The organism is Mycobacterium sp. Aquia_216, from assembly GCF_026723865.1.
In the GTDB taxonomy this organism is placed as follows: Bacteria; Actinomycetota; Actinomycetes; order Mycobacteriales; family Mycobacteriaceae; genus Mycobacterium.
On the sequence record NZ_CP113529.1, the window covers coordinates 320,309 to 337,185 of the forward strand.

Genomic DNA, 16,877 nt, shown 5'->3' on the forward strand with positions numbered 1-16,877 from the left:
GACACGATGCGGATCCTGGTTGTCGACAACTACGACAGCTTCGTGTTCAACCTCGTGCAGTACCTGGGGCAACTCGGAGTCGAGGCTGACGTGTGGCGCAACGACGACACCAGGCTCTCCGACGAAGCTGCGATCGCCGCGCAGTTCGGCGGCGTGTTGCTCAGCCCCGGTCCGGGCACCCCGGAACGCGCGGGTGCATCGATCGCCCTGGTCCGCGCGTGCGCCGCGGCGGCCACCCCGCTGCTCGGGGTTTGCCTCGGGCACCAGGCCATCGGCGTCGCATTCGGTGCCACCGTCGACCGCGCCCCCGAGTTGTTGCATGGTAAGACCAGTAGTGTCCATCACACCAATGTTGGTGTACTGCAAGGGCTTCCGGATCCATTCACCGCGACCCGCTACCACTCGCTGACCATCCTGCCGGAATCGCTGCCGACGGAGCTCGAGGTGACGGCCCGCACGCGCAGCGGAGTGATCATGGCCGTGCGTCACAGCGAGCTGCCGATCCACGGTGTCCAGTTCCACCCGGAGTCGATCCTCACCGAGGGGGGACACCGCATGCTGGCCAACTGGCTGACCTATTGCGGGTGGGCGCGGGACGACACCCTGATTCGCCGGCTGGAGAACGAGGTTCGCTCCGCGGTGCGGCCGTATTTCCCCGACCCTGCGGCTACTGACCGAACTTCAGCGTGATGATGCCGTCCCGGTTGACCCCGGCGCCGGCCGGCGGGTTCTGGTAGACCACCCGGTGGGACTGGGAGCCGCCGGCATCGACGTCGGCGCCCTTGTCCAGCACCCCGGTCCAGCCCAGCGCGCGTAACCGTGGTTCGGCGTCGGTCCAGAACATGCCGGTCAGGTCGGGCATCAGGAATTGATTGCCCTTGGACACCTGCAGCTCAACGATCGAATCCACCGGAACCGTCTGACCCTTGGGCGGATTGGTGCCGATCACCTCGCCGGCCGGCCGGGGGCTGTCCACCGGCGTCTGGGTGAGCTTGGTGAAGCCCCAGACCGTGAGGTTCTTGGTAGCGACGTCGACAGTCTGGCCGGCAACATCGGGGACCTGCTTGGTATCGGGTCCGGAACCGACGATCAGCGTGATCACGTTGGTGATCGCCGACGTCTGGTTCGCCGGCGGGTTGGTCCCGATCACCTTGCCCAGTAGCTCCGGGGTCGACGACGAGTTCGTCTGCTTGAACTTGGTGAACCCGGCGGCCTTCAACTTGCTCACCGCGTCGGAGTAACTCATCGAGGACACGTCGGGCACTTCGCGTTGTTCGGGTCCGGTCGAAACGTTGATCGTGATCTCGTCGCCGGCCGCGACCGACGCGTTGGCGCCGGGATCGGTGCTGATGACGTGGTCGGGCTGGATCGACGAGTCGGGCTTTTGCAGTGTGCGGGTCTTGAAGCCGCGATTCTGCAGGGCGGCGACGGCATCGGCGGAGACCTGGCCGCGCACGTCGGGCACTTGAACGTCGCGGGTGGAGCCGCCGAACGTGTTGAACGCGATGACGACGACGATCGTCAGTACCGCCAGCACGGCGACCGCGACAACCCAGCGACCGACCGGACCGCCCATGCGATCGGGGTCGGCCTCGGTGAGGCGTTGACGAGGCAGCGGGTCGGTGCGCGGACCCCCGTGGTTCGGGCCGGTGGACGCCATCAGCGAGGTCCGCTCGGCATCGGTGAACACCTTGGGCGCTTCCGGGGCCTCACCGTTGTGCACGCGAACCAGGTCGGCGCGCATCTCTGCCGCGGTCTGATACCGGTTGTCCGGATTCTTGGCCAACGCCTTGAGTACGACGGCGTCGAGGTCCGCGGAGACGCCCGCGTGCCGCTTCGACGGAGGCACCGGGTCTTCGCGGACATGTTGGTAGGCAACCGAAACCGGCGAATCTCCGGTGAAAGGCGGCTCCCCGGTGAGGATTTCGTAAAGGACACAGCCCAGCGAGTAGACATCCGAGCGGGCGTCGACCGAGTCGCCGCGGGCCTGCTCCGGCGAAAGATATTGCGCGGTCCCGATCACGGCGGCGGTCTGGGTGACGCTGTTGCCGCTGTCGGCGATCGCCCGCGCGATGCCGAAGTCCATCACCTTGACCGCATTGGTCGTGCTGATCATGATGTTTGCCGGCTTGACGTCGCGGTGGATGATGCCGGCTTGGTGGCTGAAGTTGAGAGCCTGACAGGCGTCGGCAATGATCTCGATCGCGCGACGCGGCGGCAGGGGCCCGTCGTTATGCACGATGTCGCGCAGCGTTACGCCGTCGACATACTCCATGACGATGTAGGGCAGCGGGCCAGCGGGTGTGTCTGCCTCGCCGGTGTCGTAGACCGCGACGATGGCCGGGTGATTGAGCGCCGCGGCATTTTGCGCCTCGCGACGGAAGCGCAAATAGAAACTGGGGTCGCGCGCGAGATCGGCGCGCAGCACCTTCACCGCGACGTCGCGGTGCAAGCGGACGTCGCGGGCCAAGTGAACCTCGGACATGCCCCCGAAACCGAGGATGTCGCCGAGTTCGTAACGGTCGGACAGGTGTTGAGGGGTGGTCATCGCGGTGTCTCGTGTCGGGCCGGCGACAGCCTGGGCGTCAAGGGGTTGGCCCAGCTCAGTTGGGGTGGCCTGCTGTGGAATCCAGAATTGCTTATCGCCGGGCGATCCGTCCAATCCAGTCGCAAACTCGGCGCGGAACCACTGGGCGTCTTGCTGGGCGGCGGGGGCCCGCTCGCCGGCGGTGTGCCGGTGTCGGTGACCGTCGGAGGCGGAGGCTGCTGCTGGTTGTCGCCCCGGGAATTGATGACGATGAGGACCGCGATGATGATGGCGAGCGCCCCGAGCACCCCGGCGGCCCACAGCAGCGCGCGCTGTCCCGAGGAAAAGGTGCGACGAGCCGGCGGCTGACGGCGGCTGCCCGTCGACGATTGGGATCGGCGGGGCGCGGCAGCGCTGCGGGCACTGGCCGCGGGGGCCGACCTGGTCTGCGGGCTCGACGGAATGGCCGCCGGCGAAGCTCGCCCGGGCGGCGGTGACTGACTGGGACGGGGGGGACGCCGGCCCGCCCGCACCGCGGCCACGGCGTCGGCGAACGGTCCCCCGCTGCGATAGCGCATGCCGGGGTTCTTGACCAGCGTGATCTCGATGAGTTCGCGCACATTGGGCGGAAGCTCGGGAGGCAGCGGCGGCGGGGGCTCCTTGATGTGCTTCATCGCCACCGTCAACGCGCCGTCCCCGGTGAATGGCCGCTTGCCCGAAACCACCTCGTAGCCAACAACTCCCAGGGAGTACACATCGCTGGAGGGGGTGGCGTCGTGGCCCAGCGCCTGTTCGGGCGCGATGTACTGGGCGGTGCCCATCACCATGCCGGTCTGGGTCACGGGCGCGGCGTCGACGGCTTTGGCGATACCGAAGTCGGTGATCTTCACCTGACCCGTCGGGGTGATCAAGATGTTGCCCGGCTTGACGTCGCGGTGCACCAGCCCGGCGGCGTGCGCAATCTGCAACGCGCGGCCCGTCTGCTCGAGCATGTCCAGCGCGTGGCGCAGCGACAGCCGGCCGGTGCGCTTGAGCACCGAGTTCAGCGGCTCGCCGTTGACCAGCTCCATCACCAGATAGGCGGTGCGCCCCTCGCCGTCCATCTGGCTCTCGCCGTAGTCGTGCACGGCCGCGATGCCGGGGTGGTTGAGCATCGCGGTGGTACGCGCCTCGGCGCGGAACCGCTCAATGAACTCGGGGTCCTGGGAGAACTCCGCCTTGAGCACCTTGACCGCCACGCGCCGGCCGAGCCGGCTGTCCACCGCCTCCCACACTTGGCCCATGCCGCCGGTGGCGATGAGTCGCTGCAGCCGGTACCTGCCCGACAGCGTCACTCCAACGCGCGGGCTCATGGGCCCCCCTGCAATGCGGCCTGGATGACGGCCCGCCCGATCGGCGCGGCGAGCGCACCACCGGTGGCAGAAAGTCGGTCGGCACCGTTCTCCACGAGCACCGCCACGGCAACCTTCGGCGTTTGCGCCGGCGCGAACGCGATGTACCACGCGTGCGGTGGAGTGTTGCGCGGGTCGGCGCCATGCTCTGCGGTACCGGTCTTGGATGCGATCTGCACGCCGGGAATGGCCCCTTTCTGCTGCGCAGCCTTCTCGGCACCGACCATGAGCTCTGTCAGCTTAGCGGCGATCTGCGGCGATACCGCGCGCCGCTGCTGATAGGGCGCAGTCGTGCTGATGTTGGCCAAGTCGGGCCCTTTGAGGCTCTCGACCAGGTAGGGCTGCATCGTTACGCCGTCGTTCGCGATGGTCGCGGCGATCTCCGCGTTCTGCAGCGGAGTCAGCGCCACGTCCTTCTGCCCGATGCTAGACATCCCGAGAGCGGCGGCATCCGCGATTATTCCAACAGTCGATTCGGCCACCTGCAGCGGAATCACGCTGGGGCTGCTGTCCAGGCCGAATGAATGCGCCATGCTGCGCAGCGCCTCGGCCCCGGTGAGGATGCCGAGCTGGACGAATGCGGTGTTGCACGACTTCGCGAAGGCCTGGCTCAGCGACACGGTTGGTTGGTCGCCGCACGGCGTGCCGCCATAGTTCTCCAAGGTGGCCGTGCTGTTGGGCAGCGGGATGGTGGGTGCCGCCGTCAGCTGCTCATCCTCGGTAGCGCCGGATTGCAGCGCCGCCGCGGTGGTGATCACCTTGAATGTCGAGCCGGGTGGGTAGGTCTCCGAGATCGCGCGGTTGGTGAGCGGGTTGTCCGGGTCGTCGCGCAGCCGCTGCCACGCCTGCGCCTGCACCTCGGGATCGTGCGAGGACAGCAGGTTCGGGTCATAGGACGGCGAGGACACCATGGCCAGGATTTTGCCGGTGGACGGTTCCAGGGCCACCACGGCGCCCTTGCACGGCCCGCCGCAACCCTGCTGCATCGCATCCCAGGCGGCCTGTTGCATATGGGGGTTGATCGTGGTGTCGACATTGCCGCCACGGGGATCGCGGCCGGTGAAGAAGTCCGCCAGCCGGCGCCCGAACAGCCGCTCGTCGGAGCCGTTCAGCAGCGAATCCTCGGCCCGTTCCAGGCCGGAGCTGGAATACCGCAATGAGTAGAAACCGGTGAGCGGCGCGTACACCGCGGGGTTGGGGTACACCCGCAGAAAGCGGAACCGGCTGTCGGTGGCCACCGAGTAGGCCAGCAGCTGACCGCCCGCGATGATCTGCCCGCGCTGGCGCGAGTACTCGTCGAGCAGGACCCGCTGATTGCGCGGATCGGCCCGCAGCCCGTCGGCGGCGAAGACTTGCGTCATGGTGGCGTTGAGTAGCAGCAGGACGATCAACGCCATCACGGTCAGCGAGATCCGGCGGAGAGAGGCGTTCATACGCGCTCAATCACCTCGGTGCCGGCCGCCGCGATCGGCGACGTGTCGCCGGTGCGGGTTCGCAACGGGCGTCGGGCGCTATGCGAGATACGCGCCAGGATCGCCAACAGCACGTAGTTCGCCAGCAGCGAGGATCCGCCGTAGGACATCCACGGCGTGGTCAAACCCGTCAGCGGAATGAGCTGGGTGACGCCGCCGACGACGATGAACAGTTGGATTGCCAGCGTCGAGGCCAGACCTGCGGCCAGCAGCTTGCCGAAGCTGTCACGGGTGGCAATCGCCGTCCGAAGGCCCCGAACGATGACGATGGTGTACAGCATGAGAAGGGCCGCCAGACCCACTAATCCAAGCTCTTCGCCGAAGGCGGCGATGATGAAGTCGGTCGACGCGGCCGGCACCGTGTCGGGCTGGCCGTTGCCCAGGCCGGTGCCGAAGATCCCCCCGGTAGCAAAGCTGAACAGCGACTGCACGATTTGGTAGCCGCTGCCGTCGGGGTCGGAGAACGGGTCCCACCACATCTGCACGCGAACCCGCACGTGCCCGAAGATGAAGTAGGCGGCCACACTTCCCGCGGCGAACAGCAGCAGTCCGATGACCACCCAACTGAAGCGTTGGGTGGCCAGGTAGACGACCACCAGGAACGACGCGTAGAGCAGCAACGAAGTGCCGAGGTCTTTTTCGAAGACCATGACACCGATCGAGATCACCCACGCCGCCAACAGCGGTGCGAGATCTCGCGGTCGTGGCAGCGTCATCCCCATCAGGTGCTTGCCGACGCTCGTGAACAGACCGCGCTTGGCGACCAGCACGGCGGAGAAGAAGATCAGCAGCAGAATCTTGGAGAATTCGGCGGGCTGAATCGAGAAGCCCGGCAGGCGAATCCAGATCTTGGCGCCGTTCTGCTCGGACAGCGACGCCGGCAGAAAGGCGGGGACGGCTAAGAAGACCAGACCCGTGAGTCCAAAGATGTAACCGTAGCGCGCGAGCTGCCGGTGGTCTTTGAGGAAGGTGACCACGAGCGCGAACGCGGCGACGCTGACCAGAGTCCACAGCAACTGTTGGGTTGCGCTGGGGTGACGACGGCCGCTGAGCTCATTGCCGACCAGGTCGAGCCGGTGGATCATCACCAAGCCAAGTCCGTTGAGCAGCGCCACAATTGGTAGCAGCAGCGGGTCGGTGTAAGGAGCAAAGCGCCGGATGGCCAGGTGCGCGCCGCCGAAGACAGCCAGAAAGGCCAGCCCGTAGCTGGCCAGGCCCCAGCGCAGGCCGCGCTCCTGGTTGGCATCGACGATCAGCAGTGCGGCCACGGTGATTACCGCGGCGAAGCACAACAACAGCAGCTCGGAGTTGCGGCGAGTACGCAGCGGCGGCGTGACGGCGACCGGTGGTTGGACCTGCGTGGTCATGCAGCCGCCCGGCAGTCGATGCCCGGCTGGGGTGGGGGTGGCGGGAGCGCAGTCACCGTCTGGGTGGTGGTCGGCGGCGGCGTGGTCGCGGGCGCCGCAGGAGGGGCGCTTGCGGGGGCGGTGCTTAAAGCCGTGCTGTTGGGTGGGGTACCGCTGGAAGGGGCGGGGGGCGCTGTGGCACTCGGCGGTGTCGTCCCGCTGGTCACCGGTGTCGGTGACCCCGGCGGCGAGGTCGCCCGGGGCGGCGGGCAGGGGGGCAGGAGGTTGTTGGCGGACAATTCCTTCAACTGCGCTTCGGCCTCATCGAGGGTCCCGGCCGGAAGCCCGGCCAACACTTGCGCGCGTGCGGCCGGGCGTAGGTCCTGCAATTGCATCAGCCGGCAGTCCAGGTGACCGCCGGATTGACTGAGGCCGATGATCGATAGGTCGTTGCGGGCGTTGAGACAGCCCACCAAATAGGGTTCGTGCAGGGACATGCCGAGTAGTGACCCTTGAATTCCCCGCATGATCGACACCATGCCGTCGTATTCGGTGACGTAGTAGTTGCTCCGGATGATGGCTCGCCCGATCGCCAGACCCGTGAGTGCCAGCAGTACCACCAGCGTGACGACGATAAACATCCGCCGCCACGCCCACTTAGGCTTGCTGGCCGGCTCCTCTTGTGGCACAACGCGTTTGGCAGCCCCCTTGCGGGGGCCGATCGCGGACGCCCGGCCGGCAGAGGTGTTCGGCAGGGTCGTCAGCTGGTCGTCTTCACCGGATACCGCGCCGGCAAGAATCGGCTGGGTCTGGCCGTAGTCGTAGTCGACGACATCGGCGACCACCACCGTCACGTTGTCGGGGCCGCCGCCGCGCAGCGCCAATTCGATGAGGCGATAAGCGCTTTCGGCAACGTCGGGAATCTGCAGGGCCTCGGCAATGGTCTCGTCACTGACCGGATCGGACAGCCCGTCCGAGCAGAGCAGGTAGCGATCACCGGCGCGCGCTTCGCGCATGGTCAACGTGGGCTCGACCTCATGGCCGGTCAGCGCCCGCATGATCAGCGATCGCTGCGGATGGCTGTGTGCCTCTTCCTTGGTGATGCGTCCTTCGTCAACCAGGGTTTGGACGAAGGTGTCGTCCTTGGTGATCTGGGTGAGCTCGCCGTCGCGCAACATGTAGCCGCGTGAGTCGCCGATGTGCACCAACCCAAGTCGGTTGCCCGCGAACAGGATTGCGGTCAGCGTGGTGCCCATTCCCTCGAGGTCGGGCTCCATCTCCACTTGAGCGGCGATCGCCGAGTTGCCGGAGCGCACCGCGGCATCGAGCTTGGCAAGAAGGTCGCCGCCGGGTTCGTCATCATCAAGGTGTGCCAACGCGGCGATCACCAACTGGGACGCGACCTCACCGGCCGCGTGACCGCCCATGCCATCGGCCAGGGCCAGAAGTCGAGCGCCGGCATAGACCGAGTCTTCGTTGTTGGCGCGCACCAGGCCGCGATCGCTGCGGGCGGCATATCGCAGAACCAGACTCACGGGCGCAACTCGATTGCCGTCTTGCCGATCCGAATCGGCGCTCCGATTGGAACTCGTACCGCAGTCGTCACCTTCGCCCTGTCAAGGTAAGTGCCGTTGGTCGATCCTAGATCCTCGACGTACCATTCGGAGCCGCGCTGGGACAGCCGGGCGTGCCGCGTCGAGGCGTAATCGTCGGTCAGCACCAGCGTCGAGTCGTCGGCGCGTCCGATCAACACTGGTTGTCCGCTGAGCGTGATGCGTGCACCTGCCAACGCCCCTTCGGTTACCACCAGATAACGGGCGGCATGACGACGCTGACGGGACGGCAGCAACGTGCCGCGCAACACCAAACCGCGGCGCACCATGACCGCACCGGTTGGTGCGTAGATGTCAGTCTTCAAGATCCGAAGAACGGACCAAATGAACACCCATAACAGCATTAAAAAACCGGCGCGCGTCAGCTGCAGTACCAGTCCCTGCATCTGGCGTCCTTTCCGTCCTGGCGCCGCACCTCATGAAACCAAGCAACGTCACGATACTTGGAGGGCGGTCGACGCGGGGCGAAGCACGGCAGCTTATGCCCGGTGCGTTCAGTGGATCCGAACGATGATCTCCGAGTGGCCCAAACGGATGACGTCTCCATCGGCCAACTGCCACTCCTGTACCGGCGCGTTGTTCACGGTCGTGCCGTTGGTGGAGTTGAGGTCGGACAGCAGCGCGACCTGGCCATCCCAGCGGATTTCCAAGTGACGGCGTGACACACCGGTGTCGGGCAACCGGAACTGGGCATCTTGTCCGCGTCCGACGATGTTGGAGCCTTCGCGCAGTTGGTAGGTCCGGCCGCTGCCGTCGTCGAGCTGCAGCGTGACCGCCGCTCCGGCCGATCCATAACCGCCCTGCCCGTAACCGCCGTAGCCGCCACCGGCCTGCTCGCCGTAGCCGGCCCCGGCCGGCTGGCCGTACTCGCCTTGCTGGCCGTACTCGTAGTCGCGATGGGCCGTCTCGGGGTATCCACCGCCGGGCCCTGGACCATACCCACCGGCCGGGACGTTTTCGGCGTACTGCGTGTAGTCCCCCCCGCCGTATTCCTGCTGGGCGCCGTAACCCTGAACGCCGTGCTGGTAACCCTGGTCGTATCCGGGGCCTTGCTCGGGGTAGGACGGCCGTTGCTGTTCGGGTGCGCCCGGGGGCGCATAGCCGGCCTCCTCGGGACGAGCCGGCCCGCGACCGTAATCGCCGTAGCCGCCGTAACCCTGCGGGCCACCGCCCGGCTGGCCGTAGCCGCCACCCTGGCGGTAGCCCTGGTCGTAACCCTGCCCGCCCTGGTCGTAGCCCGGCTGTCCGGCTTGGTCGTAGCCTTGGCCACCGTAGCCGCCACCGGCGGGCGGACGCTGCTCATACGACGGCGGGTAGCCGCCCTGCCCCTGATCGGGGTAGCCGCCGCGACCCTGATCCGGGTAGCCGCCCGGGCCCGGGTACCCGCCCGGCGGGGGATAGCCGGCCTGATCGGGGTAGCCGCCGCGCGGGTCTGGGTAGCCGCCCTGCTCGGGGTACCCGCCATGCTCGGGGTGGCGAGGCGGCGGGTAGCCGCCCTGGGGTGGGTAGCCGCCTTGCTCCGGCGGAAGTCCCGCGCGAGGGTCGGGTCCACCCTGCGGGTCCTGGGCGCCGCGCTGGTCATCTTGCGGACGCCCGTACCGCTCGTCGTAATACTCGTCGCCGGGACGCCCCTGCCCCTGACCGCGGTAGCTCGAGTTGTCAGTCATTGGTGCTGCTCCTGGTTCTGCGCTGAACGCCTGATTTGATTGTGGCCGGGCGGGATCGCTGACCGGCGGGCGGGGCTCGACATCGGGGTTGACAGCACCGCGGGCGCGAAACTGTCCGGTATGCAGGTTCGGCAACTGCTCGAACCGAACAACGACATCACCATACGTTTCCCACCCCTGTTCATGGATATAGTCGGCCAGGTATCTACCGAAAGCGCTCGACGTGAGATCCGGATCGGTGCCCACCTTCTCGAAGTCGTGCACACCGAGGGTAATGACGTATTCGTTGGGCGCCAAAAGGTGATTTCCCTGGAGCGGCCGCAGGCCGTCCTCGGCTTCGCGGCGCAATAGCGCCTCGACCTCTTGGGGGACAATCGAGCCCCCAAACATTCGCGCAAACGCATCGCCGACGGTTGACTCGAGCTTGCGTTCGAGCCGCGCAGCGAGCCCCCTTTGGCTACCCATGCTTCAGCGCTCGCCCGCACTTGTCGCGGTATGTCGCCGGCGCAAGGCAAACGACTCGCCCGCGTGTCGTATCACTCATGCATGGTATCGGGACCCGGCGACGCTGCGTCACCAGGAGAATTGTGAGAATCGCGTCCATGCTGGTCAACGCCGGTTCCGACGCGGAGCGGCCGGGTACCGAACAGGCTCGTGCGGTCACCGGCGCGGTTAGGGCGAACGGCCACTACAGTGATATGGTCCATCGGTTGTTTTCCCCGGGCGAGTGGCGGAATGGCAGACGCGCTGGCTTCAGGTGCCAGTGTCCTTCGGGACGTGGGGGTTCAAGTCCCCCTTCGCCCACCACGAGCGGTTCGGTGAACCGCAGCCGCAAAGGCCACGAACTCTACGAGGGGTCGTGGCCTTTCCTAATAGCCATCCCCGGGACCGGGATTGGGCATGGTCGGCGACGGTGATTAACTGCAATCGTGCGCAGACAACCTGAGCTGGCGCGACGTTTCTACGATCGATTCGAGCCGGTACACGCGGTGACATACTTCGCGCCCGAGGCGCGGGCGGCGCTCGACGAGCTGGGGTACCGAGGTTTCTGGATGGGTTATTTCGCGGCCCGATCCGCCCCGCTGGGCATGGCGCCGCCGGAGCTGGTGACCGCGATCTTCCACAACTTCGCCCCCCAGCGCGTCGCCAAGTCCCTGTCGGCGGCATGGCAGATCGCCGGACCGGAGGCCGCGCTGCGGGCCCGACAGGACTCGGCGGTCGCCGCGCTGCGCCGCTACGGCTTGAAAGACGACGAAAATGTCAGTGCCGCGGCAGAATTAGCCGGCAAAGCAGCGCGCCAAGCCCCGCTGGACGGGCGACCGCTGTTCGCGGCCAATCGTGCGCTGCCGTGGCCAGACACTCCGCTGGCCTCACTGTGGCATGCCACCACACTGTTGCGCGAGCAGCGCGGCGACGCTCACGTCGCGGTATTGACCGCCGCCGGCATTTCGGGCCGAGAGTCCAATGTGTTGCACGCCGCGGCGGACCGCGTCCCGCGCGACTACATCGCTCGCGCCCGCGACTACGACGACACCGAGTGGCGTCACCACGAACAACGGCTCGCCGAGCGCGGACTGCTCACCGACGACGGGTCGCTCACCGCGGCCGGCCGGGAACTCAAGGAGCACGTCGAATCCAGTACCGACGCGCTCGGGCTCTCGGCACTCGACGCCCTGCGCGACGACGAGGTGGAAGCGTTGTTCCAGGCGCTGACGCCGATCACCCGGGCGGTTGTTGACGGCGGCGATATTCTGGCCGTCACTCCAATGGCGTTGCGCCGGAACGAATTACACGACGCCAGCGCGCATTTGGACGCTGCCTAGCGGGGAAGGCCCTACGGATCTCGCGGCAGCAGGCGCTGCTTCTGTTCGACGAATTCGTCTTGGGTCAGAATCCCCGCGTCGCGCAGGGAGGCCAGCTCACGCAGCTCGGCGGCGATGCTGGTGATGGGGCCGCCCATTGGAATTTGTTGCACTTCGGCCGGCTCGGCCGGCGGCGCGTTCTTCGGTTTAGGCCCGGGCAGCCCGATCCGCTCCTGGAGCCTTGCGCCAGCGCCGCCGGTCGTACCGGCCATCGCGCGCCCGGCCATGCTTGCCAGGGCCATCTGGCTGAACAGGCTCCCCGCGCTGGAGCCGGTGGCCTGGGCGGCGGCGCCGACGGTCGCCGCCGGCAGCGCCGCAGTCATCGCGCGCAACTCGGGTGCCGCGGCCACCCACGCCGGCGGTACCGACAACCGCCCGACCGATGGCGCATGGCTGAACTGCCCGGAAATCGTCGCGGCCGGCTCGGTGATCACCGGAAATGAGGTCGGCGGCGCCGGCGCGTTGCCTGGCCAAGGCTGCACACCCGCCCAGCCGCTGACGATGTCGTCGGTGTGGACACCGGTCCAGTAACCGCCCACGTCGTAAGGGAGAGCCGTCGTCCCCAACGTGGTATCGGCCGCCAGTCCCACGCTCCCGAGCTCCGGATCGACAAAGACCGCGCTCAGGTCCGCGAGCAGGCCCAGCAGGTCGCGCCCGCCGAACCCGAAGGCGTCTTGCGGGCTCGCGAGGTCGGTCAGCGCGTCGGGGACAGCGGAGAAGGCCTGCTGGACGCTCCGCTGCGCATTACCGGCGGAGACGCCGGTGGCCTGGGTGACCGCGGTGGCCTGGTCCGCCGGCCCGTCGGTGCTGGTGCTCGGTGAAGGTGAATCGAACGGTGTCAGCGCCGTCGTCGACGCCGACTCGCTCGCGTAACTCTGCATGGCGCCGGTGTCCTGGGCCCACATCTCGCCGTATTGGGCCTCGGTAGTCGCGATCGCCGAAGTGTTCTGCCCGAGGAAGTTCGTTGCCACTAGCGCCGCCAGCAGGCTGCGATTGCCCGCGACCACCGGCGGCGGCACCGTCTCGGCAAATGCGGTTTCGTAGGCGGCTGCCGCCAGCATGGCCTGGTTGCCTGCCTGCTCGGCCTGCTCCGCCGCGGTTCGCATCCAGGCCACGTAGGGAGCGGCCGCAGCCGCCATCGTCGCCGCCGCCGGGCCCAACCAGGGTCCGGCGGTCAGCTCGTCGACCACCGACTGATACGAGCTTGCTGTCGAGTGGAGTTCGGCGGCGAGCGTCTCCCATGCCGACGCAGCAGCCAGCATCGGTCCGGAGCCAGGTCCGGCGTAGATGCGCGCGGAGTTGATCTCCGGCGGCAGAACTGCGTAATCCATGTGTCCCTCCGGTCGAGCAGCCCAGCGCCGGCGGCGTCGGTGAACGGCAAACGAACACGACGTGACTGTCGGGCCCCCCGGCTGCGTCAACCATTTTGCTCACGGAGACCTGTGAATTAGCTGGGAGGCCCCACAGCTCCGCGATGCGGCCCGATGCCGCGTACGGAGATACCCGTTTTACCTAGCTATCCTGGTAGAACACGTTATGCCATGTGGCTAAGCGATATTCGCCGAATCCGCAACCTAAGGGTCCCGGGGAGGGTTTAGCTGCCCGATGAGGCCGGCGAACCCTCGCCGGTCGGCGCAGTAAAGCCCATAGGAAGTCGGCGCCACCGGCGTCTGCCCTACTTGCTCGGCTGAGTCAGCGCCCAGCCCCTGACCTCGGCGGTGACGGTGTCGGTGATCTCGTCGAATTCGGGATGCTTCTTGAGCACCGTCTCGACCATCGAGCACACCGGCACGATGCGTTTGCCAGCGTCGCGCGCGCCGTTCAACGCCTCCTCGACGAGGATGGTCGCCAGGCCGCGTCCGCCGAACTCGGGATCGACGACGGTGTGGTAGAAGACGCGCTGGTCGCCGCGGTCCGCGTAGTCGGCGTGGCCGACGGTCTTGCCCTCGACCTCAATCGTGTAGGTCTGGTCACCCTCGGTGACGGTGGTTTCTGCGCCGGTCTTGTCGGTCGTCATCTGGATTCCTTTCGATTCGGTCCGTGCGGTATCGGTCGTGGCCGCAGCCGGGTAGCTGGCAGCGGCGGGGCGGGAAGTCGCGCGACTGAGCCGCGGTAGCCCTCGACAACGCCGAAGCGCGCGTCGCCGTCTTCCCATAGCTGGCGATAGCGGACGATCTCGTCGTGGGTGCGCCCGACGAAGTTCCACCACATCAGCAACTCTTCGGTGAACGGGACGCCCCCCAACAGCACTACCCGCGCCGGTCGATGTCCTACATTGCGCAGCCGGACTGCGGCGCCGCCGGGGCCCTGGTAGCCGAGGTCGGCGACGGCCAGGGTTGTCCCACTCATCGCCACGGCGCCGGCATCGCACAGCACACCGTGCTCGAACGCCGGGTCGACATCGAGGTGCAGCTCAGCGTTCCCGTCGAGGTCGATCTGGGCACCCAGCAGCGGCGTGAACGTATGCACGGGCGACCGGCTGCCGGCCAGCTCGCCGAGAAACACCCGCGCCACCGCGCCCGGCAGCGAAATCGGTTCGGGCACATAGTGAGCGAAGCCGCGCCCGGCGTCGCGACGCGAGTCGGGCAGGGCGACCCAGAGCTGGACGCCATGCAAGACGGCGCCCGCCTCGGCCGATACCTCGGAATGGCAAATACCCCCGCCGGCGGTCATCAGGTTCAACTCGCCGGGCCGGATCAGGGCATGCACGCCCGCACTGTCGCGGTGTTCCACTTCCCCACTGAACAGCCAACTCGCCGTTTGTAGTCCCGTATGTGGATGCGGCGGCACGTCCATGCGCGCCTGGACGGGGCCGTAGTGGTCAATGAAGCACCAGGCTCCGATCAGCGATCGCTGCCGTTGCGGCAGGGTGCGCTGCACCCGGATGGCCCGCGGGCCGCCCAGCGGAACCTCGCGCGCGTGTAACACCTCGGTAGCCGCAACCCGTGAAGCGCCGCAGGCGACTTCGGCCGGCGCCGGTTCGAGATTGCTCACCGTGCACCCTTCGTTGCGGGGGTGATATGGCGACCGTACCCGGGCGGGTTGTCTATCTCCCGGGCGGCCGCAGCACCTGCATGGCCACCCGCATGATCGGTTCCGGGATTTGATCCTTCACCGACAACGCAGCGTCGGCGGCTCGGGACCGCAGCGGGGCGCCCCGGCCGAAGATCCGGTTCAGCGGACCGCCGGACGGCTCGAGAACGACATGCAGCGGCGGGGTGCCTACCGCGGCGCCCAGCGCATTCGAGATGACCATTCGCTGGATCTCACTCGTGCCCTCAAAGATGGTGTACAGCTTGGCATCTCGATACCATTTCTCGACGGGGTGGTCAGTGATGTAGCCCCAGCCACCCATTGTCTGGATGGCGCGCTCGGTGGCCTTGATGGCGACCTCGCTGGCGGCGAGCTTGGCCATCGAACCCTCGCCCCGCTCGAACGGCACTTCGTTGGCGGCCATCCAGGAAGCGCGCCAGGTCAACAGCCGGGCCGCATCGATCTGCGTGGCCAGGTCGGCCAAGGGAAATGCGATGCCCTGGTTGTCGATGATCGGGGCGCCGAATGCTTCGCGCTCCGTGGCGTATGCGGTCGCGTACTCCAATGCGGCACGTGCGATGCCGATTGCCTGCGCGGCGACCATCGGACGGGTCTGCTCGAAGGTGCCCAGCGTCGCCGACCCGGAGCGCTGCCCACCCGCGACGACTTCCCGGGCTTTGGCGAGCTTGTGTTCGAGCTTGTCTTGTCCACCAAGCAAATTGGCGTGCGGTATCCGTACGCCGTTGAACCGTAACTCGGCGGTGTGCGACGCGCGGCAGCCCAGCTTGTCAAGCTTGCGCACCAGTTCCAGTCCGGGGGTGTTGCCCGGCACCACGAATAGGGCTTGGCCGCGATGGCCGAGTTCCTGGTCGACGACCGCGTTGACCACATGCACGTTCGCGATGCCGCCGTTGCCGATCCACATCTTGTGGCCGTCGATGATCCAGTCATCGCCGTCGCGGCGGGCCCGGGTGCGCAGATTCCGAACGTCGCTGCCGCCCTCGGGTTCGGAAATCGCCAGCGCGGCAAGTTTGAGATCGCCTGGGGTACCGAAACATTGCGGAGCCCACTCCAGCATCTGCTCCGGGGATGCGGACTGCCCGATCGCCGAGAGCGCCAGCGCCGGCATCACTATCGCCAATCCGATTCCGGCGCAACCCCAGAACAGCTCCTCCATGAACATCGGTAGCGACATCCCGGTGGGATCGCCGATCAGGTCGCGGTAGAACAACGGGCTGTAGAAGCCGCGCTGGGCAGCCTCCTCGAGCACCGGCCAGGGAAACTCCTGCCGCTGGTCGTACTCGAGCGCGACCGGACGGATCACCGACTCGGCGAATTCGTGCGTGCGCCGAGCCAGGTCGTGCTGCGCGGCCGTCGGTGTCAGGTCGAACGTCATGGATGCACCTCGGGGTCGACGATCTGATGTCCGGTCGCGACCGACTACCCCGTCGATTGGGTGAACAAACGTTCACGATGCGTGGCACGCGTGGTCAGGCGGCCGAGCGCGGACCAACCTGTGCGAGCGGCAGGTGCAACACCACCGCGGGCCTCGGTACGGTCTCATGTTCGCTGCGCGCCAACAAGGCCGCATTCTCGGGCAGCTGCCGGGAGCTGATCTCGCCGGCGGCGATGCGACGCAACACGTCGTGGGCCCGAGCCAGCTGGTCGCGCTTGCGGTATTGGCCACCGGGAAGTTTCACGCCGGCCCACACTCCGTACTCCTCCCGGTGCGCGATGGCGTACTGAGCGCACCGCCGCTGCTGGGCCAACGGGCAGCGACGCAGGCATTGGATTCGCGCCTCGGTGGCCGACCGCTCGTAGGCGCGCGCCTTGGCCGCGCCGTCACCGCTGTCGTCGTCGGGGTAGCCGAACCACAGTTCCGGGTCTGTTGCGCAGGGGTGTCCCATGCCGGTCTCCTTGTCTAAGCTGAAACGTAGACAAAAGCGTATACACAACTCCGCGTGCA

Annotated in this window: 14 protein-coding genes and 1 tRNA gene; 3 read left to right on the top strand and 12 right to left on the bottom strand. The window is 67.3% G+C overall.

Annotated features, from left to right (window positions below):
* The first annotated feature begins 6 nt into the window (after window positions 1–6).
* Window positions 7–690, top strand: coding sequence for an aminodeoxychorismate/anthranilate synthase component II (locus OK015_RS01530; protein WP_268128706.1), 684 nt, complete (start codon window positions 7–9; stop codon window positions 688–690).
* On the opposite strand, the gene pknB is transcribed toward OK015_RS01530, so the two are convergent.
* From pknB to OK015_RS01565, 7 genes are all read right to left on the bottom strand, one after another.
* Window positions 668–2,548 carry a Stk1 family PASTA domain-containing Ser/Thr kinase gene (pknB, locus tag OK015_RS01535; protein ID WP_268128707.1) on the bottom strand — a complete coding sequence of 627 codons (1,881 nt, stop codon included), beginning with the start codon at window positions 2,546–2,548 and terminating at the stop codon, window positions 668–670. The genes OK015_RS01530 and pknB overlap by 23 nt on opposite strands.
* Window positions 2,545–3,879, bottom strand: a complete 1,335-nt coding sequence (locus OK015_RS01540; RefSeq protein WP_268128709.1) for a serine/threonine-protein kinase — start codon at window positions 3,877–3,879, stop codon at window positions 2,545–2,547. Before OK015_RS01540 ends, pknB begins: the two co-directional genes overlap by 4 nt.
* Window positions 3,876–5,351, bottom strand: coding sequence for a D,D-transpeptidase PbpA (gene pbpA / locus OK015_RS01545; RefSeq protein WP_268128711.1), 1,476 nt, complete (start codon window positions 5,349–5,351; stop codon window positions 3,876–3,878). Before pbpA ends, OK015_RS01540 begins: the two co-directional genes overlap by 4 nt.
* Window positions 5,348–6,757, bottom strand: coding sequence for an FtsW/RodA/SpoVE family cell cycle protein (locus OK015_RS01550; RefSeq protein WP_268128713.1), 1,410 nt, complete (start codon window positions 6,755–6,757; stop codon window positions 5,348–5,350). The genes pbpA and OK015_RS01550 overlap by 4 nt, the downstream gene beginning before the upstream one ends.
* Window positions 6,754–8,271, bottom strand: coding sequence for a PP2C family protein-serine/threonine phosphatase (locus OK015_RS01555; protein ID WP_268128715.1), 1,518 nt, complete (start codon window positions 8,269–8,271; stop codon window positions 6,754–6,756). The genes OK015_RS01550 and OK015_RS01555 overlap by 4 nt, the downstream gene beginning before the upstream one ends.
* Window positions 8,268–8,735: an FHA domain-containing protein FhaB/FipA gene (locus OK015_RS01560; protein WP_268128717.1), complete on the bottom strand. Its 468-nt coding sequence runs from the start codon at window positions 8,733–8,735 to the stop codon at window positions 8,268–8,270. Before OK015_RS01560 ends, OK015_RS01555 begins: the two co-directional genes overlap by 4 nt.
* Before the next feature lie 108 nt (window positions 8,736–8,843).
* A complete protein-coding gene (locus OK015_RS01565) occupies window positions 8,844–10,481 on the bottom strand; it encodes an FhaA domain-containing protein (protein ID WP_268128719.1) in 1,638 nt (545 codons plus the stop codon).
* Window positions 10,482–10,737: 256 nt separating this feature from the next.
* Between OK015_RS01565 and OK015_RS01570 the strand changes: the two genes are divergently transcribed.
* Both OK015_RS01570 and OK015_RS01575 read left to right on the top strand, forming a co-directional pair.
* Window positions 10,738–10,823, top strand: a tRNA-Leu gene (locus OK015_RS01570).
* Between the two features lie 122 nt (window positions 10,824–10,945).
* Complete coding sequence (locus OK015_RS01575; RefSeq protein ID WP_268128721.1) at window positions 10,946–11,839, top strand: SCO6745 family protein; 894 nt, start codon at window positions 10,946–10,948, stop codon at window positions 11,837–11,839.
* 11 nt (window positions 11,840–11,850) lie between these two features.
* Here the strand turns inward: OK015_RS01575 and OK015_RS01580 are convergent, their stop codons facing one another.
* The 5 genes from OK015_RS01580 to OK015_RS01600 form a co-directional block, all read right to left on the bottom strand.
* Entirely contained in the window at window positions 11,851–13,209 is a 1,359-nt protein-coding gene (locus OK015_RS01580) for a PPE family protein, SVP subgroup (protein WP_268128723.1), read from the bottom strand.
* 344 nt (window positions 13,210–13,553) lie between these two features.
* Window positions 13,554–13,895 (bottom strand): GNAT family N-acetyltransferase, encoded by a 342-nt coding sequence (locus tag OK015_RS01585; RefSeq protein ID WP_268128725.1) that lies wholly within the window; start codon window positions 13,893–13,895, stop codon window positions 13,554–13,556.
* Window positions 13,892–14,872 carry a pirin family protein gene (locus OK015_RS01590; protein ID WP_268128727.1) on the bottom strand — a complete coding sequence of 327 codons (981 nt, stop codon included), beginning with the start codon at window positions 14,870–14,872 and terminating at the stop codon, window positions 13,892–13,894. The genes OK015_RS01585 and OK015_RS01590 overlap by 4 nt, the downstream gene beginning before the upstream one ends.
* 52 nt (window positions 14,873–14,924) lie before the next feature.
* Window positions 14,925–16,307, bottom strand: coding sequence for an acyl-CoA dehydrogenase family protein (locus OK015_RS01595; protein WP_268128729.1), 1,383 nt, complete (start codon window positions 16,305–16,307; stop codon window positions 14,925–14,927).
* Between the two features lie 94 nt (window positions 16,308–16,401).
* Window positions 16,402–16,818 (bottom strand): WhiB family transcriptional regulator, encoded by a 417-nt coding sequence (locus tag OK015_RS01600; protein ID WP_268128730.1) that lies wholly within the window; start codon window positions 16,816–16,818, stop codon window positions 16,402–16,404.
* Window positions 16,819–16,877: the final 59 nt, after the last annotated feature.

What these genes read in the sequence shown, in the direction of transcription:
- OK015_RS01565 (WP_268128719.1), bottom strand. Translation starts at nt 10,481, where the DNA reads ATGGGTAGCCAAAGGGGGCTCGCTGCGCGGCTCGAACGCAAGCTCGAG.
- pknB (WP_268128707.1), bottom strand. Translation starts at nt 2,548, where the DNA reads ATGACCACCCCTCAACACCTGTCCGACCGTTACGAACTCGGCGACATC.
- OK015_RS01560 (WP_268128717.1), bottom strand. Translation starts at nt 8,735, where the DNA reads ATGCAGGGACTGGTACTGCAGCTGACGCGCGCCGGTTTTTTAATGCTG.
- OK015_RS01595 (WP_268128729.1), bottom strand. Translation starts at nt 16,307, where the DNA reads ATGACGTTCGACCTGACACCGACGGCCGCGCAGCACGACCTGGCTCGG.
- OK015_RS01585 (WP_268128725.1), bottom strand. Translation starts at nt 13,895, where the DNA reads ATGACGACCGACAAGACCGGCGCAGAAACCACCGTCACCGAGGGTGAC.
- pbpA (WP_268128711.1), bottom strand. Translation starts at nt 5,351, where the DNA reads ATGAACGCCTCTCTCCGCCGGATCTCGCTGACCGTGATGGCGTTGATC.
- OK015_RS01600 (WP_268128730.1), bottom strand. Translation starts at nt 16,818, where the DNA reads ATGGGACACCCCTGCGCAACAGACCCGGAACTGTGGTTCGGCTACCCC.
- OK015_RS01550 (WP_268128713.1), bottom strand. Translation starts at nt 6,757, where the DNA reads ATGACCACGCAGGTCCAACCACCGGTCGCCGTCACGCCGCCGCTGCGT.
- OK015_RS01540 (WP_268128709.1), bottom strand. Translation starts at nt 3,879, where the DNA reads ATGAGCCCGCGCGTTGGAGTGACGCTGTCGGGCAGGTACCGGCTGCAG.
- OK015_RS01530 (WP_268128706.1), top strand. Translation starts at nt 7, where the DNA reads ATGCGGATCCTGGTTGTCGACAACTACGACAGCTTCGTGTTCAACCTC.
- OK015_RS01580 (WP_268128723.1), bottom strand. Translation starts at nt 13,209, where the DNA reads ATGGATTACGCAGTTCTGCCGCCGGAGATCAACTCCGCGCGCATCTAC.